This window comes from Klebsiella sp. G-Nf4 (assembly GCF_002810615.1).
GTDB lineage: Bacteria > Pseudomonadota > Gammaproteobacteria > Enterobacterales > Enterobacteriaceae > Klebsiella > Klebsiella variicola.
Genome location: NZ_PION01000002.1, coordinates 179,249 through 200,488, shown reverse-complemented (window position 1 = coordinate 200,488; position 21,240 = coordinate 179,249). Strand labels below are relative to the sequence as shown.

Sequence of the window (21,240 nt, the reverse complement as noted above, 5' to 3'; positions counted from 1 at the left end):
CGCGGCCCGTCGCCGGGGCGCACGCGGCAAAATGAATCAGGGAAAATAAAGGGAGGTATTCAGTACGCAGGACATCGGGAGTCCTGGGGGATCCCGAGCGTGAGTAACGCTTGCGCCGCCACGTCAGCGGCATGGTCGGCTACCTGCGGCAGGCCCATCAGTTCGCCAAAACGCCCGCGGGCGGCCGGACCGGCCACCAGCACTGGCAGCGCCTCAACGTGCGGCTCAGCCACTGCCCGGGAACGGCTGTCCACCTCCAGGCCCATGCCGAGGGCATCGGCGCGAATCAGGCCGCGGCGGGCGAGGTCCTGTAAAAATGGCTGGCTGTCGGTCAGGGCGCGGTGTGCGGGTCCGGTCGTCAGGATCAGGTGATCGACGCTCAGCGTTTGCACACCGCCGCCGCCGCGCCGCGCCAGCGTCAGTCGCAGCGTTTCGCCTTCACCGCTTATCGACAGTAGCCTGGCCGCCTGCACCTGCAGACTGCCCGTGCGCTGGCGCGCCTCCAGCACCTCGGCGACCTGCGGCGCCACGCGGTAGCGGTGGACATCCCAGTAATGGCGCAGATGGCGCAGAAAACGCTGGCGATCGGCGACGCTGAGCGCCTGCCAGATCCGCTGCCCCTGCTGACGAACCGCATCCAGCACCACCTGCCAGCTCAGGCCCTGCTGCGCCGCATACGCGACGTCGAGGCGGATCTGACGCAGGCGCTGACGCAGGTTGCCCTGCTGATAGTCGCCGGGCCAGGTTGTCCCTGCGCCGCTAAGGTTGCCGCGAGACAGCAGGCCATGGCGCGAAAAGGCGATGATACTGCCGCGGTGGCCCAGCCGGTCCAGCGTCGCGACCGTATCGGCCATGGTTAATCCGGTGCCCATCACCGCCACCCGGGCGTGCGGGGCGATGGCATCGAGCGCGCCGGGCTGCCACGGGTTGGCAATCAGCGCCGGATGATGACGCCAGGCTTCGGCCTGCGGCGGCAGCGAAGGCGGTGGATGACTGATCGCCAGCACCAGCAGATCGGCCTTAAGCTGCAGGCCGCCGTCGGTGGTCACCGTCCCCTGATGAAAAGCGAGCGCCCGGTCGCGCAGGTGGCGAAGCCGTCCGCCGCTGGCTACCGCGGCGTCGGCAAAACGCTGTGCCACATAGCGACCAAACTGGCCGCGCTGAGGGTAGACGGAACCGTCCGGGCGCAGCGCCTGCACATCGACGGCAAAGGCAGGCTGATGGCGGTACCAATGATCGAAGGCACCCTCTTCGTCGCCGGCCAGCTGCATGCGAGCGGCCGGGACGTTAATCCGGTGCGTCGGCTCCGCAGTGGAGTAGGCCACCCCGGCCCCGGGGGACTGGCGCGGCTCCAGCAGCGTCACGCGCACCCCGTTCGGCGCCAGGCGCAGCAGCTCAATCGCCACCGCCGCGCCGCTAAAGCCGCCGCCGATAATCACGATATGCGGTTCTGCACTCATCGCTGCCCTCCTCCGGTATGCTGTCTCATGGTCGCGCTCCGGGCCATTAGCTGGCGCTGACCTGGCGCACCGGGCGCTTATCGCCGCCGATGGTTTCGCCAAACGGACCGGTGTTCACGCTACGCGCCTTCGACGAGGCCGCGTTTTCCAGCGGCAACAGAGGCATCACCAGCTCAGCAAAGCGGTGCGCTTCTTCCAGATGCGGGTAGCCGGAAAAGATAAAGTTACTGATGCCGAGCGCCTGATATTCGCGGATGCGTTCCGCCACCTGTTGTGGATTACCCACCAGCGCGGTACCCGCGCCACCGCGCACCAGCCCGACGCCGGCCCACAAATTGGGCGCAATGCGCAAATTATCGCGCGATCCCTGATGCAGGGCGCTCATCCGCGCCTGGCCGGCCGAGTCCATGCGGGCGAAGATCTTTTGCGCCTGGGCGATGGTATCGTCGTCAAGATGGGCGATCAGCCGGTCGGCGGCGGCCCATGCCTCTTCTTCCGTTTCGCGCACAATGACGTGCAGACGAATGCCATACTGCAGGGTGCGTCCGCGGGCCGCGGCGCGCTCGCGCACCACCGCCAGCTTCTCCGCCACCAGTTCCGGGGGTTCGCCCCACGTCAGATAGCTGTCGATCTGCTCGGCCGCCACATCAATGGCCGCATCAGAAGAGCCGCCGAAATAGAGCGGCGGGCCATTCTCCTGCACCGGCGGGAACAGCACTTCAGCGCCTTCCACGTGAATATGCTCGCCGTGATAATCCACTTTTTCCCCGCGCAGCAGGCGAGTGTAAACATCAAGAAATTCGCGGGTCACCTGATAGCGCTCGCTGTGGCTGAGGAAGATACCGTCGCCTTTGTTTTCCACCGGGTCGCCGCCGGTGACGACGTTGATCAGCAGCCGACCTTCCGATAAACGGTCGAGGGTGGCCGCCATCCGCGCCGCCAGGGTTGGCGGCTGCAGGCCCGGCCTGACCGCCACCAGATAGCGCAGACGGCGGGTCAACGGCGCCAGCGCCGAGGCCACCAGCCACGAATCTTCACAGCTTTTACCGGTGGGGATCAGCACGCCGTAGTAGCCCAGGCTGTCGGCCGCCAGCGCCACCTGCTGCAGATAAGGTAAATCGACCGGGCGTCCACCCTCGGTGGTACCCAGATAGCGGCCATCGCCATGAGTCGGTAAGAACCAGAAGACATTGATCTTGTCGGGAGCTTGCTGCGTCATTATCTATTTCCTATATAACCATATCCGATATTTATCGAAGAGATGTTTTAATTTGGTTATATGAGTGTTAGCGATAATCATGCCAATGGTGAATGAAAAATTAATCTTTTAAAATCAAGGCACTGAAAACAGCTTCGCCGCGCCACGCTGTTGCAAATCACGCAGCCGCCGCGCATCCGCTGGCGCATTTGCAACAGCCGCTGGCCTTCCCCCTCTGGTTTCCGCTGCCGCCGCAGGATAAGTTCAGAGCGTCAATGATCGGAGGCCCGCTATGCTGAACCCAGAATCCCCTTCCACCGCTCCTGCGCTGATCGACCCGGCGTCGAAGGCTTTCCAGAGCCTGCTGGACAAGCTCGCGCCAACGGAGGCGACCGTGCTGATCGTGGGCGAAACCGGCACCGGCAAGGAGGTGGTGGCGCGCTATCTCCATCATCACAGCGCCCGTCGCCAGCAACCGTTTCTGGCGGTCAACTGCGGCGCGCTGACCGAGAGCCTCGCCGAAGCCGAGCTGTTCGGCCATGAGAAAGGCGCCTTCACCGGCGCACAGCAGGGGCAGCCCGGCTGGTTTGAAGCCGCGGAAGGGGGGACGCTGCTGCTGGACGAGATCGGCGAATTAAGCTTGCCGCTGCAGGTCAAGCTGCTGCGGGTGCTGCAGGAGCGTGAAATTACCCGCGTCGGCTCACGCAAAGCGATTAAAGTGAATGTCCGGGTGATTGCCGCCACCCACGTTGACCTGGCCCAGGCGATCCGTGAGCGCCGCTTTCGCGAGGATCTCTACTATCGGCTGAATATCGCGGTGGTGCCGCTGCCGCCGCTGCGCCAGCGTCGGCAGGATATCCCGCTGCTGGCGCACCACTTTTTATCACTCTACGCCCGGCGCCTCGGGCGGCCAACCCTGCGTCTGGCGCCGGAATCACTGGCCCGGCTGATGGACTATTCGTGGCCGGGCAATATTCGCGAGCTGGAAAACACCCTGCATAACGCAGTACTGCTCAGTAAAGAAGAGGAGATCAGTCCTGCCCAGCTGCGCCTGGCGACGCTCAACGACGCCCCGTCGCCAGCGAACGACCATGAACTGGATGACTTTATTCGCCACCAGCTGGCGCTTCCCGGCGAGCCGCTGTGGCAGCGAGTCACCAGCGCCCTGATTCGCCACGCCATGGTGCATTGCGATGATAACCAGAGCCAGGCGGCCGCGCTGTTGGGGATCAGTCGGCATACCTTGCGCACCCAGCTTGCCAACCTCGGGCTGATCAAAAGCCGCCGCCGCCCGCCTGCGCCGCCGCGGGCGTTCGCCAGCGAGGTCGGGGCCGATCGCGAACTGCGCATTGGCTACCAGCGCTTCGGCAGCCTCGGGATCCTGAAAGCCCGCCAGAGTCTGGAAACCGCCTTCGCCAGCCTCGGCGTCAACGTGCTGTGGAGTGAGTTTCCTGCCGGACCGCAGCTCCTCCACGCCCTCGCCTGCAACGAGATCGACTTCGGCACCACCGGGGAAGCGCCGCCGGTGTTTGCCCAGGCCAGCAATAGCGAACTGATGTACGTCGCATGGGAGCCGCCGGCGCCGCGCAGCGTGGCGATGGTCGTCCCGCAGGAGAGCGACATTCGCCAGCTCAGCGATCTGCGCGGCAAACGCATCGCCCTCAATAAGGGGTCGAATGTCCACTGGCTGCTGCTGCAGATCCTCGAAGACGCCGGGCTGGGGCTGAACGACGTGCGGGTGGTCTATACCCCGCCGAAATACCCGCTGACCGCCAGCGACTACCTGGCGGTTGACGCCTGGATGATGTGGGACCCGCTGCTCAGCGACGCCGAGCACACCGGCGAGCTGCGGGTGGTCGCCAGCGGCGAAGGACGGGTCAACAACCATCAGTTTTATCTTTCGCGACGGGACTACCTCGCTCAGCATGGCGATATCATGCGCCGTCTGCTGACGGAGCTGACCCACACCGGGCAGTTTATCGACTCACATCGTGGCGAAGCGGCCCGCTTACTCTCGGCAGAGCTGGGGATTGACGCCCGGTCACTGAGCATGGCTCTCGCCCGCCGCAGCCATCGCCCAAGGCCGATGGATCTGTCAGTGATCCGCGCCCAGCAGACTATTGCCGATCGCTTTTACGCCCTTGGGCTTATCGCCAAACCGGTTTCGGTGCGCGAAGCGGTGTGGTACGGCGAACCCGCGCCCGGTATCGTCAGTCCGATGATGGCGGTCAGTTAGCGAAATTTGCGCGTTATCTTCCTGATTGTTCAGGCGCAGATAGCCTCGATCCGATGGCGATGTTACCCTAAAGACGCTGAGAATAAGGGGGTATCTGTGGCTGTTCATCTGTTAATCGTCGACGCGTTAAATCTGATCCGCCGCATCCATGCGGTGCAGGGTTCGCCCTGCGTCGATACCTGCCTGCATGCGCTGGAGCAGCTGATCGTCCACAGTCAGCCCACCCACGCGGTGGCGGTGTTTGATGATGAAGATCGCGCCCACGGCTGGCGCCACCAGCGCCTGCCGGAGTACAAAGCCGGCCGCGCGCCGATGCCGGAAACGCTGGTGGCCGAGATGCCAGCGCTGCGGGCCGCCTTCGAACAGCGGGGGATCCGCTGCTGGGCCTCGCCGGGCAGCGAAGCGGACGACCTCGCCGCCACTCTGGCGGTGAAGGTAGCTCAGGCGGGTCATCAGGCCACCATCGTCTCCACTGACAAAGGCTACTGTCAGTTGCTGTCACCCACCATCCGCATCCGCGACTACTTTCAGAAGCGCTGGCTGGACGCGCCCTTTATCGCCAGCGAGTTCGGTGTCACTCCGGAGCAACTGGCGGATTACTGGGGGCTGGCGGGGATCAGCAGCTCGAAGGTGCCGGGCGTAGCGGGCATTGGTCCCAAAAGCGCCGCCCAGCTGTTGAACGAGTTTCAGGACCTGGAGGGGCTGTACGCCCGTCTGGCCGAGGTCCCGGAGAAGTGGCGCAAAAAACTGGCCGCGCATCAGGAGATGGCCTTCACCTGCCGGGAAGTGGCCCGCCTGCAGACCGACCTCCAGCTGGACGGTAATCTGCAGCAGCTGCGGCTGACGCGCTGACCATCGTTAAGAGAGGTGCCGGTGCAGGGTAACGGCTCCCGGCACCGACGGCTTCCCCCCCGGGCCTGGCAATCACCAGGCTGCCTGATATAACCCGACGATATCGGCCAGGCGCGCCTCGCGTGGGTTACCACCGGTACACACATCCTCCAGCGCCGCCTGCGCCAGCGCCGGAATATCTTCTTTCCTGACGCCCACCTCGCGTAGATGGCCGGGAATACCGACATCGCGGTTTAGCTGGCAGACCGCCTCCACTGCCGCCTGGCGCGCGGCAGTCAGGCTTAACGCTTCCACCCTGACGCCCATCGCCCTGGCGATATCGCGATATTTTTCCCCGGTCGCCTCAGCATTAAAGCGCATCACGTGCGGCAAAAGGATGGCATTCGCCACGCCGTGCGGCGTGTTGTAAAAAGCGCCGAGCGGATGCGCCATGCCGTGCACCAGCCCGAGCCCGACGTTGGAAAACCCCATCCCCGCGACATACTGGCCCAGCGCCATGGCTTCGCCCGCGCCGGCGTCCCCGGCAACTGAGCCGCGCAGCGCCCCGGCAATGATCTCGATGGCCTTGAGGTGCAGCGCATCGGTCAACGCCCAGGCGCCGCGAGTGAGATACCCTTCGATAGCATGTGTCAGGGCGTCCACGCCGGTAGCCGCCTTCAGCGCCGGCGGCATGGCGTCCATCATATCGGCATCGATAAAGGCCACCTGCGGAATATCATGCGGGTCGACGCAGACGAACTTGCGCCGCTGTTCTTCATCGGTGATGACATAGTTAATCGTCACCTCCGCCGCGGTACCCGCGGTGGTCGGCACCGCGAAGATCGGCACGCTGGGCTGACGGGTGGGCGACAGCCCCTCAAGGCTACGGACATCGGCGAATTCCGGGTTACGCTGAATAATACCGATCGCTTTACAGGTATCCTGCGGCGAACCGCCGCCGATGGCGATCAGGTAATCCGCCCCGCTGCGCTGAAAGGCCTGCAGTCCCTGCTGGACCACGGCAATGGTCGGGTTAGGGATCACGTCGCTGAACATATCCCATGCCAGCCCGGCGGCATCCAGTTTGTCGGTGACTTTCGCCGCCACACCGCACCGGGCGAGCGTGCTGTCGGTCACGATCAATGCTTTGCGATAATCGCGCCGCGCCACTTCATCGGTTAATGCGTTTATCGCTCCCCGGCCAAACCACGCCGTTTCGTTGAGGATCATTCTGTTTGCCATCGCGTCTCTCCTGTTAGCGTTGCGGCATCACTCTTCAATGCGTAATCCGTAGGTTTTGAACTTCTCCAGCACGATGGCGATCGCCTCGTCATCCAGCACCGGTACCGGGTCGGTAATCGCCAGGGTGCTGAGATAGAGTTGGGCCAGAACTTCCACTTCATGCGCCAGCCAGAGCGCTTTCTCCAGGCTGGCCTCGCAGGCGATCAGGCCATGATGTTGCAGCAGCGTCGCCTTGCGGTGCTTCAGCGCCACCGCGACATGTTCAGACAGCTCGCGGGTGCCGAAGGTGGCATAGGGCGCGCAGGGGATCGAATTCCCGCCGGCCGCGGCAATCATATAGTGGATGGCCGGGATGGGCCGGTTGAGGATCGACACCGCCGTACAATGAACGGCGTGATTGTGGACCACCGCCTGGGCATCGGGCCGCGTCTGGTAGGCCGCCTGATGAAAACGCCATTCGCTGGAGGGCAGTTTTCCCTGCTCATGCTGGCCGTCGGCATCAATAAAGACGATCTTGTCTTCCGTCAGCTTTTCATACGGGATACCGGTGGGGGTGATCAGCATTCCTCCCTGATAGCGCACGCTGACATTGCCGGCGGTCCCCTGATTTAACCCCAGGCGGGTCATTTCCAGGCAGGTATCGATAATCTGCCGGGCCAGTCTGTTTCTTTCCATTGCGTTCCTCTTTTGGTGACTCATCATCCGTCAACGGTAGGGCAACGGAAATATCGTCGGCTACCGTGGGATAGGGTGAATAATGGTCTTCATCATCAACCTGAATAATCAAAGGGGAATTTTCATGACTATATTTTGTGAACCGCGTCAATAATTCCGCCATGAAAAGATGAATTACGTCCGTTAAGAGCGCGTTTAAAATGCCCGTTCTTAATAATATTTAATCAAGCGGGCATTTTATTTTCTTGTAACATTTGCCCGTTTTCCACGATATACATTCATTCGGTCATTAGCATTGTGGTTTTGTGAATTTATTTTCTCAAACGGTCAGCGTTTTTGAAAAATTAAAGTGACAATTATCACATAAAATGGCCCGCAGAACGTTAAGTGTGACCATCATCATATTAACAGGCGGTTTTTATTTGAAAATGAAGCCATGAGTTCCGCCGTGACTTTCATTTCACTCACCGGCGCGTCACCTGAGCTCACTTAATTTTGCGGTCTGCTGCAGCACCAGACTGCGCCCTGAACGCTGTTGTAAATGCTTCTGAACCGATGAGGACGCTATGGGAAACACAACGATACCAACGCAAAGTTACCGCGCCATGGAGAGCGGGCAGAGTAAGAGCTACATTATTCATTTTGCTCTGCTGTGCTCCCTCTTTTTTCTGTGGGCCGTGGCCAATAATCTGAATGATATTTTATTACCGCAATTTCAACAGGCCTTTACCCTGACTAATTTTCAAGCCGGATTAATCCAGTCGGCTTTTTATTTTGGCTATTTTGTTATTCCCATCCCCGCCGGGATGCTGATGAAAAAATTCAGCTATAAAGCAGGTATTCTTACTGGCCTGTTTTTATATGCCTGCGGCGCCGCGCTGTTCTGGCCTGCCGCCGAAGTGATGAATTACACCTTATTCCTGATTGGATTATTTATTATCGCCGCCGGACTTGGCTGTCTGGAAACCGCGGCCAACCCGTTTGTGACCGTCCTCGGTCCGGAAAGCGGTGGTCACTTCCGCCTTAATCTGGCCCAGACCTTTAACTCCTTTGGCGCCATTATTGCCGTGGTATTTGGCCAGAGTCTTATTTTGTCTAACGTCCCGCATCAGCCGCAGGAGGTGCTGGATAAAATGACGCCGGAACAGCTCGGCGCCTGGAAGCACAGCCTGGTCCTGTCGGTACAAACCCCCTATATGATTATCGTGGCCATCGTCCTGCTGGTCGCCCTGCTGATCGTCTGCACCCGCTTCCCCTCCCTGCAGAGCGATGACCACAGCGACAGCGCGCAGAGCACCTTCCTCGCCTCGCTGACGCGCCTGATGCGCATCCGTCACTGGCGCTGGGCGGTGCTGGCCCAGTTCTGCTACGTCGGCGCGCAAACCGCCTGCTGGAGCTACCTGATTCGCTACGCTATCGAAGAGATCCCGGGCATGACGGCCGGTTTCGCCGCCAACTACCTGACCGGCACCATGGTCTGCTTCTTTATTGGCCGTTTTACCGGCACCTGGCTTATCCGCCGCTTTGCGCCGCATAACGTGCTCGCTATCTATGCGTTTATCGCCATGCTGCTCTGCTTGCTCTCCGCCTTCAGCGGCGGCCACGTCGGCCTGCTGGCCCTGACGCTGTGCAGCGCCTTTATGTCCATTCAGTACCCGACCATCTTCTCGCTGGGGATTAAGCATCTGGGCCAGGACACCAAATATGGCTCGTCATTTATCGTCATGACCATTATCGGCGGCGGGATCGTCACCCCGGTGATGGGCTTTGTCAGCGACGCCGCCGGCAATATCCCGACCGCCGAACTGGTCCCGGCGCTGTGCTTCGCCATCATCTTTATTTTTGCCCGTTTCCGTTCACAAGCGGTGACGAACTAAACCTGTTATCCGCATAACCTGAGGGATCTGTAATGAAAAAAATGAGCTTACCGAAGATCGGTATCCGGCCGGTAATCGATGGTCGTCGCATGGGGGTCCGCGAGTCGCTGGAAGCGCAAACCATGAACATGGCGAAAGCCACCGCCGCGCTTATCAGCGAGAAACTGCGCCACGCCTGCGGCGCCCAGGTGGAGTGCGTGATTGCCGATACCTGCATCGCCGGCATGGCCGAGTCGGCCGCCTGTGAAGAGAAATTCAGTAGCCAGAACGTCGGCGTGACCATCACCGTCACCCCCTGCTGGTGCTACGGCAGCGAAACCATCGACATGGATCCGCTGCGCCCGAAGGCCATCTGGGGCTTTAACGGCACCGAGCGTCCAGGGGCGGTCTATCTGGCCGCCGCGCTGGCGGCCCATAGCCAGAAAGGGATCCCGGCGTTCTCCATCTACGGGCATGACGTGCAGGATGCCGATGACACCTCGATCCCGGCGGACGTCGAAGAGAAGCTGTTGCGCTTCGCGCGCGCCGGCCTGGCGGTCGCCAGTATGAAAGGGAAAAGCTATCTGTCGCTGGGCGGCGTCTCAATGGGCATCGCCGGCTCCATCGTCGATCATAACTTTTTTGAGTCCTGGCTCGGCATGAAGGTGCAGGCTGTCGACATGACGGAGCTGCGCCGGCGAATCGATCACAAAATCTATGATGAAACCGAGCTGGAGATGGCGCTGGCGTGGGCGGATAAACACTTCCGCTACGGCGAAGATCAGAACGCCGAGCAGTATAAGCGCAATGAAACACAGAGCCGCGCGGTGCTGAAAGAGAGCCTGCTGATGGCGATGTGCATCCGCGACATGATGCAGGGCAACCCGAAACTGGCGGAAAAAGGGCTGGTGGAGGAGTCGCTGGGCTACAACGCCATCGCCGCCGGTTTCCAGGGTCAGCGCCACTGGACCGATCAATACCCCAATGGCGATACCGCCGAAGCGCTACTCAACAGCTCTTTTGACTGGAATGGGGTGCGCGAGCCGTTTGTCGTCGCCACCGAAAACGACAGCCTCAACGGCGTGGCCATGCTGATGGGTCATCAGCTCACCGGCACCGCCCAGGTGTTTGCCGACGTGCGCACCTACTGGTCGCCGGACGCCGTTGAGCGGGTCACCGGGCAGCCGCTCACCGGGCGGGCGGAGCACGGCATTATTCACCTGATTAACTCCGGCTCTGCGGCGCTGGACGGCTCCTGCCAGCAACGCGACGCGCAGGGCAACCCGACGATGAAACCTCACTGGGAGATTGAACAGAACGAGGCGGATGCCTGCCTCGCGGCGACCGAATGGTGCCCGGCGATCCACGAATACTTCCGCGGCGGCGGCTTCTCTTCCCGCTTCCTGACCGAAGGCGGCGTGCCGTTCACCATGACCCGGGTAAACATCATCAAAGGCCTGGGGCCGGTGCTGCAAATTGCCGAAGGCTGGAGCGTGACGCTGCCCAAAGCGATGCACGACCAGCTCGACGCCCGCACCAACTCCACCTGGCCCACCACCTGGTTTGCCCCACGCCTGACCGGCAAGGGTCCGTTCAGCGATGTTTATTCGGTCATGGCCAACTGGGGCGCCAACCACGGCGTGCTGACCATCGGCCACGTTGGTGCGGATTTCATTACCCTCGCCGCCATGCTGCGCATTCCTGTCTGCATGCACAACGTGGAAGCGGCGAAAATCTACCGCCCTTCCGCCTGGGCCGCTCACGGCATGGACATCGAAGGTCAGGACTACCGCGCCTGCCAGAACTACGGGCCGCTGTATAAGCGTTAACAGGTTGGTTTTGCCCGGTAGCGCAGGCTTACCGGGCCTACCGACGCGCTCTGTTAGTAGGCCGGATAAGCGCAGCGCCATCCGGCCATGTTGTTTCGGGAGTCACTATGAAGCAAGACGTTATCCTGGTCCTCGACTGCGGCGCCACCAACGTGCGGGCGATGGCCGTTGACCGACAGGGAAACATTATCGCCCGCGCCGCAACGGCGAACGCCAGCGACATCGCGGCGGAGAGCAGCGACTGGCACCAGTGGTCGCTGGAGGCCATTATGCTGCGCTTTGCCGACTGCTGTCGGCAGATCCATGACCAGCTGGCCTCCTGCACGGTGCGCGGCATCACCGTCACGACCTTTGGCGTCGATGGCGCGCTGGTGGATGAGCAGGGTGCCCTGCTGTATCCGATCATCAGCTGGAAATGCCCGCGCACCGCGGCGGTGATGGAGAATATCAGCCAGTATATGCCAGCACACCAGCTGCAGCAGATTACCGGCGTCGGCGCGTTTGCGTTCAACACCCTGTATAAGCTGGTGTGGCTGAAAGAGAACCACCCGCAGTTGCTGGCGCAGGCCCATGCCTGGCTGTTTATTTCATCGCTGATCAACCACCGGCTGACAGGGGAGTTCACCACCGACCTCACCATGGCGGGTACCAGTCAGATACTCGATCTCCGGCAGCGCGATTTCAGCGCGCCAATCCTGCAGGCGACCGGCCTGCCGCGCCGCCTGTTCCCGCGGCTGGTTGAAGCAGGCCAGCCGATCGGCGCCCTGCTGCCAGATGCCGCTGCGCTGCTGGGCCTTCCCGCCGGGATCCCGGTTATCTCGGCCGGGCATGACACCCAGTTCGCTCTGTTTGGCGCCGGCGCCGGGCAGGATGAGCCGGTGCTCTCCTCCGGGACCTGGGAGATCCTGATGGTACGCAGCGCCCAGGTAGACACTTCGCTGCTCTGTGATTACAGCGGCTCCACCTGCGAGCTGGACAGCCAGCCGGGCCGCTATAACCCGGGAATGCAGTGGCTGGCCTCCGGCGTGCTCGAATGGGTGCGCAAACTGCTGTGGAGCGCTGACACCCCGTGGCAGACGCTGATTAACGAAGCGCAGGCGATCCCGCCCGGCGCCCAGGGCGTCAGGATGCAATGCGACCTGCTCACCAGCCAGCACGCCGGCTGGCGGGGCGTCACGCTCAACACCACCCGCGGCCATTTTTACCGCGCCGCGCTGGAGGGGTTAAGCGACCAGCTGGCGCAGCATCTGCATACCCTGGAAAACATCGGCGGCTTCAGGGCGCAAGAGCTGCTGCTGGTCGGCGGCGGCAGCCGCAACGCGCTATGGAACCAGATCAAGGCCAACCGACTCGGGATACCGGTCAAAGTCCTCGATGATGCCGAAACCACCGTGGCCGGCGCGGCGATGTTTGGCTGGTATGGCGTGGGCGAGTTCTCTTCGCCGGAACAGGCCAGAGCGCAGGTCGCGTACCGCTACCGCTATTTCTGGCCACAAACTGAACCTGAACTGATAGAGGAAGCCTGAGATGCTCAAAACCATTTCCCCGCTGATATCGCCGGAACTGCTGAAAGTGCTGGCCGAAATGGGCCATGGGGATGAAATCATTTTTTCCGATGCCCACTTCCCGGCGCACAGCATGGGGCCACAGGTGATCCGCGCCGATGGCCTGCGGGTCAGCGATCTGCTGCAGGCGATTATCCCGCTGTTCGAGTTAGACAGCTACGCGCCGCCGCTGGTGATGATGGCCGCCGTCGAAGGCGATGCGCTCGACCCGACGGTGGAACAGCGCTATCGGCAGGCGCTCTCGGCGCAGGCGCCCTGCCCGGACATCGTGCGGATTGACCGCTTTGCCTTCTACGACCGGGCGCAAAAAGCCTTTGCGATCGTTATCACAGGAGAGTGCGCTAAGTACGGAAATATCCTTTTAAAAAAAGGAGTCACGCCGTAATCTCATGCCGGAGCGTCTGCATCAGGCAGACGCTCAATCAATGATGGGGTGAGAATAAATGAAAGCGGCCCGCCAGCAGGCGATCGTCGATCTCTTGATCAACCACAGCAGCCTGACCACCGAAACCTTGTCAAAACAGCTCAACGTCAGCAGGGAAACCATTCGCCGCGATCTGAGCGAGCTACAGGCGCAGGGCAAAGTGCTGCGCAACCACGGCCGGGCCAAAGTGATCCATCAGCGCAGCCAGGACAGCGGCGACCCTTTTCACATGCGGCTGAAAAGCCATTACGCGCATAAAGCCGATATCGCCCGCGAAGCGCTGGCCTGGATTGACGAAGGGATGGTGATCGCCCTCGATGCCAGCTCCACTTGCTGGTATCTCGCCCGCCAGCTGCCGGACCGCCCGCTGCACGTCTTTACCAACAGCCAGCCCATCTGCCAGGAGCTGGCCAAACGCGACCAGATCACGCTCACCTGCTCCGGCGGCACTCTGCAGCGGAAATATGGCTGCTACGTGAACCCGGCGCTGATTTCCCAGCTGAAATCGCTGGAGATCGATCTGTTTATTTTTTCCTGCGAAGGCATCGACCCGCAGGGCGCGCTATGGGACTCCAATGCGTTCAATGCCGACTTTAAATCGATCCTGCTAAAACGGGCGGCACAGTCGCTGCTGCTGATCGACAAAAGCAAGTTCAACCGCTCCGGCGAGGCGAGAATTGGTCATCTGGATGACGTGACGCACATCGTGTCGGATGCGCCACAGCCTTAATAACAGGGCGGGAAGGCCGGAGAGCACCCACGCGTCTCCGGCCTGCGGTGTAGTGATTAACGCTCGTCGCGACGTCCGCCGACGGCGGCCCACAGGCGGCGCACGTGAACGGTCACTTCTTCACGATCGTGATACAGCTGACGCGCCTGGATCTGGGCGTTAACGCCGTGCTCGTCCAGCTGTTCCTGGATATAGGCCAGGTTGCGCGAAAGCTCTTCGTAGCGCTTTTTCATCGGCAGCTTAAGGTTGAAGATGGTTTCCCGGCACCAGCCGTTGACCAGCCACTGCGCCATCAGCGCCGCCACTTTCGCTGGTTTCTCTACCATGTCGCACACCATCCACGAGATGTTGTTGCGCGTGGGGCGATACTTAAAGCCATCTTCGCGCAGCCAGGTCACCTGGCCGGTATCCATCAGGCTCTGCGCCATTGGGCCGTTATCCACCGAGGAAACCCACATATTGCGTTTCACCAGCTGATAGGTCCAGCCGCCCGGGCAGGCGCCGAGATCGACGGCATACATACCGTTCGCCAGACGCTCATCCCACTCATCCGCCGGAATAAAGACGTGGAATGCCTCTTCCAGCTTGAGGGTGGAGCGGCTCGGCGCATCGGACGGGAATTTAAGACGCGGAATGCCCATATAGAACGGCGAGTTGTTGTTAGACAACGAGTAGCCGGTGTAGCAGCAACCGGGGGCGATAAAGAACACATGGACCACCGGACGTTTTGACGTTTCATAGTTGGTCAGCACGCCCGCCTCACGCAGCGCCGCACGTAACGGCACCGTAAACTTACGGCAGAACTTCATCAGCTCTTTGCTTTCGTTGGTATCCGCCACTTCCACACGCAGCTCGCCACCCTTCTCCACCACGCCCTGCAGCATACCGACGATCGGGGAAATCCGGTCTTCCGGCGGCAGATCGCGCAGCAGTTCGCCGACCACAAACATCTGGCGGGCGAACACCAGGGAGCTGAACGGCAGTTCGCGCACCAGCTTTTCGCCATCTTCGGCCTGATAGCACTCAAAAATCACATAGCCGGAGTCATCTTTGACCCGGGCAAAACCAAACACCTCAAGGCGGGCGGCCTTATCGGTAATTTCTGCTGCGCACTCTTTCTCAAACCCAGGGCGACAATAGAGGACAACCTTATTCATGAACAACGCCCTTACGTTTCAGACGAATTGCACCAATTAACATTAAAACCCAACCGGCGAGGAAGCTCACGCCGCCCACCGGGGTCACGAACGCCCACAGGCGTAAATGCGAGAGCGCCAGGCAGTAGAGGCTACCGCTGAACAACACGGTCCCTAACGCCAGAAATACGCTACTCCAGTAGAACCAGATGCTGATCCGGCGCTGCATCGCCACCGCCAGACCAAAAATCGCCAGGGTATGGAAGGCCTGGTACTCCAGGCCGGTATGGATCCAGGCCATCTCCGCCGCGCCGAGCGATTGACTTAATACATGCGCGCCAAAGGCACCCAGAGCCACAAAGATAAAGCCGCTAATCGCGGCGAATATCAGCATAAAACGGCTGGTCATGTTTTTACCCTACAAGTATTTATTGTTCATAACGAAAGCGGAATTTTTCTTGTTCACTTGCCGCTTTCGCCAGGATCCACTGCCGGAAAGCGGCTATTTTACCCAGTTCTGCCTGACTGTCATGGCAAACAAGGTAAAACGCATTCTTACTGACCAGAACATCATTAAACGGACACACCAGACGACCGGCTTCAATTTCGGACTGCGCCATCACGTTGTTGGCCAGCGCCACGCCCTGTCCGTGAATGGCTGCCTGCAGCACCATCGCGCTGTGGCTGAAAATCGGCCCCTGTTGCACATTAATATGGCTTAGACCAAGCTGGCGGGTATAAGTTTGCCAGTCGCGGCGGGACGCATCGTGAAGCAGCGTATGTTGCGCCAGATCGGCAGGCGTTTTCAATGCTTTGTCGCCGGTGAGCAAGAGCGGGGAGCAGACCGGCAGCAGATACTCGGCGTACAATTTTTCCACACGCAGGCCCGGCCAGTTGCCGCGCCCGTAAAAAATCGCCACATCGACATCGTCCGCCAGCTTATCCTCCTGGCGGTCCACCGCCTGGATCCTGACGTCGATTCCCGGATAAGCTGAGTTAAAGCTTGTCAGTCTCGGCACCAGCCACTGGATGGCAAAACTTGGCAATAAACTGACCGTTAATGCCCCTTTGGCGCTGCGCGCCTGCAGTTTACGCGTCGCTTCCGTCAGTTGCGAAAAAATCTCTTTAATATCCTGAAAATAGCTCTGCCCTTCTTCCGTTAACAGCAGCGAACGATTGCGCCGCCGGAACAGCTTAAGGCCCAGAAAATCCTCGAGAGACTTGATTTGATGGCTGACTGCGGCCTGCGTCACAAAAAGCTCATCGGCTGCCCGAGTGAAGCTGAGATGACGTGCGGCTGCATCAAAAACACGTAATGCATTCAGAGGTGGTAATCGCTTCGACATGGTTATTCTGGCTTAGATGTTAACTCGATTTAACAAATAGGAAACAATGGTTAACCTATTAGTTTTTTTTATCTGAGCCATTATAAATTGTCCGTTGAGGTTCTACCAGCAAATACCTATAGTGGCGGCACTTCCTGAGCCGGAACGAGAAGCTTTTTTTGGAATGCGTGTTCCATCAAGCTTTTGGCTTACGGTTGTGATGTTGTGTTGTTGTGTTTGCAATTGGTCTGTCTTTGCAGACCCTGGTAGCAAAGCTACCCCTTTTCACTTCCTGTACATTTACCCTGTCTGTCCATAGTGATTTAATGTAGCACCGCAACGCGCGGTGCTTTTTTTTGCCTTTTTACTGCCTTACTCGTCCAGCTCACCCAGCTGTTTCACGTCAGAGCGATTGATCTGCTGTTTGTTGCCCCACGCGTCCTTATACGAGATCATGCCAGTATCATTATCGGTTTGCGGTTTCCCGTCGGTAACGATGGTCCGCCCATCATTGGTATGCATCACATAGTTAGAGGAACAGGCGCTCAGGCCTAAAGTCAGCATACAGGCAGAGATAATCGCAGCGGCCTTAGTCATTTTCATTTTTCTCTCCTTACGGCTATTTATACTATTCGTGACTCGTTAAGTAATAGGTTAAAACACAAACCCAACACTTTTCAGCATAACCCTCTTTGACCCACCTGGAGTCACATTCGGACAATTCCACAGGGCGCAGAGGCCTTGTCACGCCCGGCAAATTGCGCGACGATCGCGGTATTGATACGAGGAATTCCATGAACGCATTCAACCCGGCGCACTTTCGCGCGCAGTTTCCGGCTCTGGCCGATGCCGGCGTCTATCTCGACAGCGCGGCGACAGCGCTCAAACCGCAGGCGGTGATCGACGCCAGCGACCAGTTTTATCGCCTGAGCGCCGGCAACGTCCATCGCAGCCAGTTCGCCGCCGCCCAGCGGCTGACCGAGCGCTATGAGGCGGCCCGCGAGCGCGTGGCGGCGTGGCTTAACGCCCCGTCCGGCAAAGATATCGTCTGGACGCGGGGGACCACCGAGGCCATCAATATGGTGGCGCAGAGCTACGTCCGGCCGCGCCTGCAGCCTGGCGATGAAATTATCGTTAGCGAAGCCGAGCATCATGCCAACCTCGTGCCCTGGCTGATGGTGGCCGGGCAGACCGGCGCCAGAGTGGTCAAGCTGCCGCTTGGCGCTGACCGCCTGCCGGATATCGCCAGCCTCAGCGCGCTCATCACCCCGCGCAGCCGGGTGCTGGCCATCGGTCAGATGTCCAACGTCACCGGCGGCTGCCCGGACCTGGCGCAGGCTATCCGCCTTGCTCACGCCGCCGGGATGGTGGTGATGGTCGATGGCGCCCAGGGCGCGGTGCATTTCCCCGCTGATGTGCAGGCGCTGGATATCGATTTTTACGCCTTTTCCGGCCATAAGCTGTATGGCCCGACCGGGATCGGCGCCCTGTACGGCAAAAGCGAGCTGCTGGCGGCGATGTCGCCCTGGCTCGGCGGCGGAAAAATGATCGCCGAGGTCAGCTTTGACGGCTTTACGCCGCAGCCGGCCCCTTATGGTCTCGAGGCCGGTACGCCGAATGTCGCCGGGGTTATCGGCCTTAGCGCCGCCCTGGAGTGGCTGGCGCAGAGCGATATCGGCCAGGCGGAAAACTGGAGCCGCAGTCTGGCGAGCCTGGCGGAAGAGGCGCTGGCGAAACGGCCGGGCTTCCGCTCTTTCCGCTGCCAGCAGTCAAGCCTGCTCGCCTTTGAATTCGACGGTGTTCATCACAGCGATCTGGTGACGCTGCTGGCGGAGTCGGGCATTGCCCTGCGTGCCGGGCAACACTGCGCCCAGCCGCTGCTGGCGGCCTTAGGGGTCAGCGGCACGCTGCGGGCCTCTTTCGCCCCCTACAATACCCAAGACGATGTTGCGGCGCTGGTCCACGCGGTGGATCGCGCCCTGGAAATTCTGGTGGATTAATGACAACTCTGCACCCCTTCGGCACAACCATTACCGACGCCACGCTGCGCCAGACCTTCGCCCCGCTAAACCAGTGGGAGGATAAATATCGTCAGCTGATTTTATTGGGCAAAAAGCTGCCGGCGCTGACCGATGAGCGCAAAGCGCAGGCCCGGGAGATTGCCGGGTGTGAAAACCGCGTCTGGCTGGGCTATGAGGAGGACGCCGAGGGCAGGCTGCACTTCTTTGGCGACAGCGAAGGACGGATTGTGCGCGGTCTGCTGGCGGTGCTGTTGACCGCCGTGGAAGGAAAAACCCGCGCCGGGATCCTGGCGCAGGATCCGCTGGCGCTGTTCGACGAGTTGGGGCTGCGCGGCCAGCTCAGCGCCTCGCGCAGCCAGGGCCTCAGCGCCCTGAGCGAGGCGGTACTCGCCGCCGCCCGCGAGGTTGAGGTTTAAGCTCATCCCGGGGGCGGCGCTTGACGCGCCTTGCCCGGGCTACGGGCTCATGCAGTTTTGTCGCCCGGACAGGTGCGCAGCGCCGCCTCCGGGGAATTGTCCTGTAGACCGGGTAAGGCGCCTGCGCCGCGACCCGGGAATTTACGTCGTCTGCCGCTCCGCTTTCGCCAGCATCTTCTTCAGAGCATGCGACACCGCGACAAAACCAAAGGTCGCGGTCACCATGGTGGCCGCGCCAAAGCCGGAAGCGCAGTCCATCCGCTTTGGCCCTTCCGCCGTGCTCTTCATCGCGCAGACGCTGCCGTCCGCTTGCGGGTAGACCAGCGCTTCCGTAGAGAAGACGCAGTCCACGCCGAGCTTACCTTTACTGTTTTTCACCACTCCAAACTGACTTTTCAGCCGCTCGCGCAGTTTAGCCGCCAGCGGATCCTGGATGGTCTTCGCCAGGTCAGCGACCTGGATCTGCGTTGGGTCAATCTGCCCGCCCGCCCCGCCGGTGGTGACCAGCGGCACTTTGTAGCGGCGACACCAGGCGATAAGCGCCGCTTTCGGCCGGACGCTATCGATCGCGTCGATGACATAGCTAAAGTCGGCGCCCAGGTATTCGGCCACGTTTTCCGGGGTCACGAAATCATCCACCACCGTCACCCGACACTCCGGGTTGATGAGACGAATACGTTCCGCCATCACTTCCGCTTTCGCCAGCCCGACGTTGCCGCTCAGGGCATGGATCTGGCGGTTGGTATTGGTAACGCAGACATCATCCATATCAATAAGGGTAATCGCCCCGATGCCGGTTCTCGCCAGCGCTTCCGCCGCCCACGAGCCGACCCCGCCAATCCCGACCACGCAGACGTGGGCATCAGCAAAACATTGCAGTGCTTTTTCACCATATAAACGTGCCGTACCGCCAAAACGCTGGCGCCAGGCATCGCTGATTACAACAGACATAGAACCTCAGAACAAAATGACAGCGCCCGGAGGCCGCCGTAAAACGGCGTCATCCGGGCGCCCAGGTCAACAGGCATGGCCAGGGGAGTTAGCCGCTAAAGACGTTCCCCGCGCCCGGGGCGTTTTTCAGCACCCATACGCGGCCATAATGGTTATACCAGCCGGCACGGTGGCCTGCGTCAGGCCCAATGCCCTGATAAATGTCGAAATGCTGGCCTTTGATGGCCCCGCCGACGTCGAGAGCGACCATCAGGCGCAGTTCGTACTGGCCGTTAAACTTGCCGTTATTATCCAGCAGTGGCACCTCGGCCAGCAAGGTAGTTCCCGGCGGAATTATCGACCGGTCGGAAGCCACCGAAGCGCGGCCGATCAGCGGCACGGCGCTGGCGCCTTTCACCGGCGCGAAAGACTGTGGTTTAAAGAACACAAACGACGGGTTCTGCTCCAGCAGCTCGCGCACTTCCGCTTCGCTGTGCTTTTCACCCCACTCGCGGATCGCCTGCATCGACATATCTTCTTTCTTGACTTCCCCACGGTCGATCAGCACCTTGCCGATACTGCGGTAGGACCAGCCGTTTTTCCCGGCATAGCTAAAGAAGTTGAGCGGCGAACCATCGCCAAAATCGATATAGCCGCTGCCCTGCACGTCCATGATGAAGTTATCCATCAGCGAATTGCTGTACGCCAGCACATAGTTGTCGCTCAGCGCGCCGGCATAAATGCTGGCGCGGGACGGCAGCTTGCCGCGTTTCGGCGGCATACGGTAAATGGGGTACTGGAATTCACCCTGACGGGTGTGGCGCGCCTGCACGACCGGCGTGTAGTAGCCGGTAAACTGGACGTTGCCATAGTTGTCGGTGCCCTGCATCTGCCAGGCGTCAATGCCGAACTGGCGCAGCGTACGCGTGTCACCGCCCGCGCGCAGCCACTCCTGCAGCGCATTATAGACGTTGCTCTGGCTATTATAGAGACGCGGCGAGGCGTTACGAATTTGATTAACCTGTTCGGAGAAGTCGCCGGCGTTGATCGGCGCCCCGACGGCATCCGGCTGGTTTACCAGTGAAAACGGCTGGGTGAACTTGCCATCGCTATATTGCTGACCGCGGTCGGTCGGTTTTGAGGAACAGGCGGCGAGCATGGCCAGCATTGCCCCCGTCGCTACATATTTTGCCCAACGTCCTTTCATGGTGTCTCATCTTTTGCTGCGAAGCCTTAGTGCGTGTTGAAGATAACAAAGCGCCGGGGCTATTGAAATGCGCGATCTCATCGATGGCACAGATTTGTGTAAAAAAAGACCACAACATGGCGTTTTATAAGCCAATTCTTACAAAAATGTCGATTTGGT

The 21,240-nt window shown here is 60.5% G+C and carries 20 protein-coding genes; 9 read left to right on the top strand and 11 right to left on the bottom strand.

Annotated features, from left to right (window positions below; translation table 11 throughout):
• Positions 1–59 precede the first annotated feature (59 nt).
• From CWM57_RS07085 to CWM57_RS27480, 3 genes are all read right to left on the bottom strand, one after another.
• The gene (locus tag CWM57_RS07085; protein WP_100675831.1) at positions 60–1,460 is read right to left on the bottom strand and encodes an FAD/NAD(P)-binding protein; all 1,401 of its coding nucleotides are present in this window, start codon (positions 1,458–1,460) and stop codon (positions 60–62) included.
• Between the two features lie 46 nt (positions 1,461–1,506).
• The gene (gene ssuD / locus CWM57_RS07080) at positions 1,507–2,679 is read right to left on the bottom strand and encodes an FMNH2-dependent alkanesulfonate monooxygenase (protein WP_022065017.1); all 1,173 of its coding nucleotides are present in this window, start codon (positions 2,677–2,679) and stop codon (positions 1,507–1,509) included.
• Between the two features lie 77 nt (positions 2,680–2,756).
• Positions 2,757–2,873 carry a hypothetical protein gene (locus CWM57_RS27480; protein WP_165784156.1) on the bottom strand — a complete coding sequence of 39 codons (117 nt, stop codon included), beginning with the start codon at positions 2,871–2,873 and terminating at the stop codon, positions 2,757–2,759.
• 77 nt (positions 2,874–2,950) lie between these two features.
• Between CWM57_RS27480 and CWM57_RS07075 the strand changes: the two genes are divergently transcribed.
• Both CWM57_RS07075 and xni read left to right on the top strand, forming a co-directional pair.
• Positions 2,951–4,894, top strand: a complete 1,944-nt coding sequence (locus CWM57_RS07075) for a sigma-54-dependent Fis family transcriptional regulator (RefSeq protein WP_074387722.1) — start codon at positions 2,951–2,953, stop codon at positions 4,892–4,894.
• A 96-nt stretch (positions 4,895–4,990) separates the two neighbouring features.
• Positions 4,991–5,746, top strand: a complete 756-nt coding sequence (gene xni / locus CWM57_RS07070) for a flap endonuclease Xni (RefSeq protein WP_004142871.1) — start codon at positions 4,991–4,993, stop codon at positions 5,744–5,746.
• 72 nt (positions 5,747–5,818) lie between these two features.
• Here the strand turns inward: xni and fucO are convergent, their stop codons facing one another.
• Both fucO and fucA read right to left on the bottom strand, forming a co-directional pair.
• Complete coding sequence (fucO, locus tag CWM57_RS07065) at positions 5,819–6,967, bottom strand: lactaldehyde reductase (RefSeq protein WP_100675830.1); 1,149 nt, start codon at positions 6,965–6,967, stop codon at positions 5,819–5,821.
• A 27-nt stretch (positions 6,968–6,994) separates the two neighbouring features.
• A complete protein-coding gene (fucA, locus tag CWM57_RS07060) occupies positions 6,995–7,642 on the bottom strand; it encodes an L-fuculose-phosphate aldolase (RefSeq protein WP_002915470.1) in 648 nt (215 codons plus the stop codon).
• A gap of 566 nt (positions 7,643–8,208) precedes the next feature.
• Between fucA and fucP the strand changes: the two genes are divergently transcribed.
• From fucP to fucR, 5 genes are all read left to right on the top strand, one after another.
• Entirely contained in the window at positions 8,209–9,519 is a 1,311-nt protein-coding gene (gene fucP, locus CWM57_RS07055; protein ID WP_100675829.1) for an L-fucose:H+ symporter permease, read from the top strand.
• A gap of 32 nt (positions 9,520–9,551) precedes the next feature.
• Positions 9,552–11,327, top strand: a complete 1,776-nt coding sequence (gene fucI, locus CWM57_RS07050; RefSeq protein WP_100675828.1) for an L-fucose isomerase — start codon at positions 9,552–9,554, stop codon at positions 11,325–11,327.
• A gap of 107 nt (positions 11,328–11,434) precedes the next feature.
• Entirely contained in the window at positions 11,435–12,853 is a 1,419-nt protein-coding gene (gene fucK, locus CWM57_RS07045; protein WP_100675827.1) for an L-fuculokinase, read from the top strand.
• A gap of 1 nt (position 12,854) precedes the next feature.
• The gene (fucU, locus tag CWM57_RS07040; protein WP_017899197.1) at positions 12,855–13,277 is read left to right on the top strand and encodes an L-fucose mutarotase; all 423 of its coding nucleotides are present in this window, start codon (positions 12,855–12,857) and stop codon (positions 13,275–13,277) included.
• A 58-nt stretch (positions 13,278–13,335) separates the two neighbouring features.
• Positions 13,336–14,046 (top strand): L-fucose operon activator, encoded by a 711-nt coding sequence (fucR, locus tag CWM57_RS07035; RefSeq protein ID WP_012540709.1) that lies wholly within the window; start codon positions 13,336–13,338, stop codon positions 14,044–14,046.
• 56 nt (positions 14,047–14,102) lie between these two features.
• Here fucR and rlmM read toward each other — a convergent pair whose 3' ends face one another.
• The 4 genes from rlmM to CWM57_RS07015 all read right to left on the bottom strand — a co-directional run bounded on the left by rlmM (position 14,103) and on the right by CWM57_RS07015 (position 17,104).
• A complete protein-coding gene (rlmM, locus tag CWM57_RS07030) occupies positions 14,103–15,203 on the bottom strand; it encodes a 23S rRNA (cytidine(2498)-2'-O)-methyltransferase RlmM (RefSeq protein ID WP_100675826.1) in 1,101 nt (366 codons plus the stop codon).
• The gene (locus CWM57_RS07025; RefSeq protein ID WP_002915543.1) at positions 15,196–15,591 is read right to left on the bottom strand and encodes a DUF423 domain-containing protein; all 396 of its coding nucleotides are present in this window, start codon (positions 15,589–15,591) and stop codon (positions 15,196–15,198) included. The genes rlmM and CWM57_RS07025 overlap by 8 nt, the downstream gene beginning before the upstream one ends.
• Positions 15,592–15,610: 19 nt before the next feature.
• A complete protein-coding gene (gene gcvA / locus CWM57_RS07020; protein ID WP_002915545.1) occupies positions 15,611–16,528 on the bottom strand; it encodes a glycine cleavage system transcriptional regulator GcvA in 918 nt (305 codons plus the stop codon).
• A gap of 351 nt (positions 16,529–16,879) precedes the next feature.
• Positions 16,880–17,104, bottom strand: coding sequence for a YgdI/YgdR family lipoprotein (locus CWM57_RS07015; RefSeq protein ID WP_002915549.1), 225 nt, complete (start codon positions 17,102–17,104; stop codon positions 16,880–16,882).
• Between the two features lie 197 nt (positions 17,105–17,301).
• Between CWM57_RS07015 and csdA the strand changes: the two genes are divergently transcribed.
• The gene (gene csdA, locus CWM57_RS07010; RefSeq protein WP_008806276.1) at positions 17,302–18,507 is read left to right on the top strand and encodes a cysteine desulfurase CsdA; all 1,206 of its coding nucleotides are present in this window, start codon (positions 17,302–17,304) and stop codon (positions 18,505–18,507) included.
• Positions 18,507–18,944 (top strand): cysteine desulfurase sulfur acceptor subunit CsdE, encoded by a 438-nt coding sequence (gene csdE, locus CWM57_RS07005; protein WP_074387716.1) that lies wholly within the window; start codon positions 18,507–18,509, stop codon positions 18,942–18,944. The genes csdA and csdE overlap by 1 nt, the downstream gene beginning before the upstream one ends.
• A gap of 141 nt (positions 18,945–19,085) precedes the next feature.
• Here the strand turns inward: csdE and tcdA are convergent, their stop codons facing one another.
• Positions 19,086–19,895, bottom strand: coding sequence for a tRNA cyclic N6-threonylcarbamoyladenosine(37) synthase TcdA (gene tcdA, locus CWM57_RS07000; protein ID WP_074387715.1), 810 nt, complete (start codon positions 19,893–19,895; stop codon positions 19,086–19,088).
• An 88-nt stretch (positions 19,896–19,983) separates the two neighbouring features.
• Positions 19,984–21,081, bottom strand: a complete 1,098-nt coding sequence (mltA, locus tag CWM57_RS06995) for a murein transglycosylase A (protein WP_071839043.1) — start codon at positions 21,079–21,081, stop codon at positions 19,984–19,986.
• Positions 21,082–21,240: the final 159 nt, after the last annotated feature.

Coding starts and splice junctions, on each gene's coding strand:
- fucK (WP_100675827.1), top strand. CDS start 11,435: ATGAAGCAAGACGTTATCCTGGTCCTCGACTGCGGCGCCACCAACGTG.
- fucO (WP_100675830.1), bottom strand. CDS start 6,967: ATGGCAAACAGAATGATCCTCAACGAAACGGCGTGGTTTGGCCGGGGA.
- CWM57_RS07085 (WP_100675831.1), bottom strand. CDS start 1,460: ATGAGTGCAGAACCGCATATCGTGATTATCGGCGGCGGCTTTAGCGGC.
- fucA (WP_002915470.1), bottom strand. CDS start 7,642: ATGGAAAGAAACAGACTGGCCCGGCAGATTATCGATACCTGCCTGGAA.
- fucR (WP_012540709.1), top strand. CDS start 13,336: ATGAAAGCGGCCCGCCAGCAGGCGATCGTCGATCTCTTGATCAACCAC.
- tcdA (WP_074387715.1), bottom strand. CDS start 19,895: ATGTCTGTTGTAATCAGCGATGCCTGGCGCCAGCGTTTTGGCGGTACG.
- CWM57_RS07015 (WP_002915549.1), bottom strand. CDS start 17,104: ATGACTAAGGCCGCTGCGATTATCTCTGCCTGTATGCTGACTTTAGGC.
- mltA (WP_071839043.1), bottom strand. CDS start 21,081: ATGAAAGGACGTTGGGCAAAATATGTAGCGACGGGGGCAATGCTGGCC.
- fucP (WP_100675829.1), top strand. CDS start 8,209: ATGGGAAACACAACGATACCAACGCAAAGTTACCGCGCCATGGAGAGC.
- ssuD (WP_022065017.1), bottom strand. CDS start 2,679: ATGACGCAGCAAGCTCCCGACAAGATCAATGTCTTCTGGTTCTTACCG.
- csdE (WP_074387716.1), top strand. CDS start 18,507: ATGACAACTCTGCACCCCTTCGGCACAACCATTACCGACGCCACGCTG.
- CWM57_RS07075 (WP_074387722.1), top strand. CDS start 2,951: ATGCTGAACCCAGAATCCCCTTCCACCGCTCCTGCGCTGATCGACCCG.
- CWM57_RS07025 (WP_002915543.1), bottom strand. CDS start 15,591: ATGACCAGCCGTTTTATGCTGATATTCGCCGCGATTAGCGGCTTTATC.
- fucU (WP_017899197.1), top strand. CDS start 12,855: ATGCTCAAAACCATTTCCCCGCTGATATCGCCGGAACTGCTGAAAGTG.
- gcvA (WP_002915545.1), bottom strand. CDS start 16,528: ATGTCGAAGCGATTACCACCTCTGAATGCATTACGTGTTTTTGATGCA.
- fucI (WP_100675828.1), top strand. CDS start 9,552: ATGAAAAAAATGAGCTTACCGAAGATCGGTATCCGGCCGGTAATCGAT.
- rlmM (WP_100675826.1), bottom strand. CDS start 15,203: ATGAATAAGGTTGTCCTCTATTGTCGCCCTGGGTTTGAGAAAGAGTGC.
- csdA (WP_008806276.1), top strand. CDS start 17,302: ATGAACGCATTCAACCCGGCGCACTTTCGCGCGCAGTTTCCGGCTCTG.